Origin of the sequence: Moorena sp. SIO3B2 (assembly GCF_010692525.1) — a bacterium.
GTDB lineage: Bacteria > Cyanobacteriota > Cyanobacteriia > Cyanobacteriales > Coleofasciculaceae > Moorena > Moorena producens.
The window spans coordinates 1-2,788 of record NZ_JAAHHE010000616.1; the positions used below are offsets into that span (position 1 = coordinate 1).

The 2,788-nt window shown below is 41.2% G+C and carries 2 protein-coding genes and 1 pseudogene; all 3 read left to right on the forward strand.

Annotated elements, in window-relative coordinates:
• Positions 1 to 243, forward strand: a 243-nt coding sequence (locus tag F6K38_RS38900) for a DUF4351 domain-containing protein (RefSeq protein ID WP_287360275.1), incomplete at its 5' end; no start/stop codon positions are given.
• Between the two features lie 74 nt (positions 244 to 317).
• Positions 318 to 965 carry a Uma2 family endonuclease gene (locus F6K38_RS38905; RefSeq protein ID WP_287360277.1) on the forward strand — a complete coding sequence of 216 codons (648 nt, stop codon included), beginning with the start codon at positions 318 to 320 and terminating at the stop codon, positions 963 to 965.
• 712 nt (positions 966 to 1,677) lie between these two features.
• A pseudogene (gene iscB, locus F6K38_RS38910) lies at positions 1,678 to 2,661 on the forward strand (RNA-guided endonuclease IscB); the annotation flags it as partial.
• Positions 2,662 to 2,788: the final 127 nt, after the last annotated feature.

The window sequence follows — 2,788 nt, forward strand, 5'->3', positions numbered from 1 at the left end:
GAAGAAGGACGAGAAGAGGGCAGAGAAGAGGGCAGAGAAGAGGGCAGAGAAGAGGGCAGATTAGAAGGTGAAAGAAGCTTACTATTGCGACAGCTTGAGCGCCGCTTTGGAAAACTAACAAGTAATGGGATGGCATTGCTTGAAGCCTTGAATTCCCAAGACCTAGAACGCTTATCAGAAGCAATCTGGGATTTTAATACCAGTGAGGATTTACTCAACTGGCTCCAAGAGCACTCTAACTAACGGTAGCTATATCTTAGTTCTCTAAAATCAGACTAGACCTCTTGGAAAAATTGGGAATCAAAACCGATTACTGTATGGCTGTTACTCTCCTACTCCAACAACTTAACGTTCCCCCAGGCCAAAGACTCTTGATTCATAACCTAGAGTGGGCTGAATTTGAGTCTGTTCTAGAAGAACTAGGGGAACATCGCTCTGCCCGTATTGCCTATAGCCACGGAACCTTAGAAATCAGAATGCCTACCCCAGAACAGGAAGTCGATAAAGAACTGATCGGTGATTTGGTTAAAATTTTGCTTGATGAGTTAGAAATCGACTGCGAGTGCTTTGGTTCCACTACCTTCAAGGGAGAAAATATGGACAGTGGCATTGAACCGGATCAATGCTTCTACATCCAAAACCACGCTAGAATGCGAGGCAAGCGACGCGTCGATCTCAGCGTTGACCCACCACCAGATCTAGCCATTGAAGTGGATGTTACCTCCAAGACTCAACTGGATGTCTATGCCAACTTAGGTGTGCCTGAACTCTGGCGCTATGAAAAAAATCAACTCAGGATTGACCTATTGCAAGGAGGTGAGTACCGGCAAGTTACCACCAGTCCGACCTTCCCCAGATTACCAATTCCGGACCTGGTAGCAGAAGTTTTAGCTCAAAGCCGTGAGAGCGGGAGAAGTCCTGCATTACGAGCTTTTCGCCAAAGACTAAAGCAACTGCTTCAATAATTTGATATAGCAATTCTACGACTTGTGAGGTACAAATTTATGGGTTTTAGGGAGCAGGGAGCAAGGAGCAGAGAAGAGGTAAGAGGGAAGACGGAAGAGGGAAAAATAATGTGTACCTCATAGCTACGAGAAACGCTATAGTTGAGTTTTGGGGGATAACCCGATGGCAATCACTAATCGAATTGACTTCTAAAAGACTTCAAACTAATTGAATAGCATTTCTAAATAGGTCATTAATAATATGGCTAATTTAGCATAACATCAAAAACTATTCGGAGCTCTTTACTACTGCTCCCTGCTCCCTGCTCCCTGCTCCCTTTTACCATCAATTTTATGTTTACATATCAAAAAAAATGCTATATATTATATCAATCAATAGGTTATTAAACAATGGCAAAACTATATAAATATAGATAATTTTTAAAAAATATCATCAATAAATATGGACAATATAAACCTAAATGTCAACAACTCACCGCTAAGTCTTATCAGACTATAGCGGGAGCTTGCTAGAAGCTCATAGTTGACCAGACTAAGATCGTTCTAATGGTCTACGTTACTTGAGTCATAACACCTGTAGATGCGTGCCAGTCTTCAGCTCTGTTGTTAGCAATTAAACATCTGTAGTGAGTTAAGGAAGTGTTGCTAACCTAAAAAGCTTTTGTAACATTGTCGCGGCAAACTTTACCCACATTGTGGAGAGATCAAAGTAATGCGAGTTTTCGTGCTAGATAAAGACAAACAACCTCTGGATCCATGTACACCGGCACGGGCTAGAGATCTACTTAAAAAAGGGAGAGCTAAAGTTTTCAAGCGCTACCCATTTACTATTATCATGCAGGATAGATCGTTACAGGATTCTGTTGTTCATCCACACCGACTAAAAATAGATCCAGGCTCTAAAACGACGGGAATAGCTATTATTCAGGAGCCAACTGGACGGATCACAAGCGCCTTAGAAATCAATCATAGAGGGCAGCAAATTAAAAACTCTCTAGAGTCTAGACGAGCTTTAAGGCGAGGTAGACGAAATCGAAAGACTCGTTACCGTAAACCTCGTTTCCTTAATCGAAAACGCCCAGAGAGTTGGTTGCCTCCATCATTAATGAGTCGAGTATTTAATATCGAGACTTGGGTTAGGAGACTAAGAAAACTGTGCCCTATAACCGCAATATCTCAAGAATTAGTTCGATTCGATACTCAAAAAATGCAAAATCCAGAAGTATCAGAAATTGAGTATCAACATGGTGAACTATTTGGGTTTGAGGTAAAAGAGTATCTACTCGCTAAGTGGGGACATAACTGTGTTTACTGTGGCGCTATTGATACACCTTTAGAAGTTGAGCACATTATACCAAAATCAAAAGGTGGCAGTAATCGAGTTAGTAATTTGACTCTTGCTTGTCGGTGCTGTAATCAGAAAAAAGGCAATAACCCGATTGAGAAATTTTTAAGAAAAAAACCGGAAATTATCAAAAAGGTATTAGCTAAAGCAAAAACCCCTTTGAAAGATGCAGCAGCCGTCAACGCAACCCGTTGGGAATTATGGAGAAGACTAAAATCAACTGGGCTGCCTGTGGAAACAGGTTCTGGTGGCCTGACCAAGTTCAACCGGAAAACCAGAGGTCTTGATAAAACCCATTGGACTGATGCTGCTTGTGTAGGTAAGTCCACTCCTAAGAGATTACTGCTAAACAGACCTCTCCAAAAACTTGAAACTTTCTCAGGCACTGCTTTTCAGCGATCAAATTGACCAAGTCAATTTTACGTTGAATTAACGCTATAATAAGCTTAAGAAGCTATTGATGTTAATTTAGCACTAA

Excerpts from the sequence above, each read along its gene's own strand:
- F6K38_RS38905 (WP_287360277.1), top strand. The coding sequence starts at position 318 with ATGGCTGTTACTCTCCTACTCCAACAACTTAACGTTCCCCCAGGCCAA.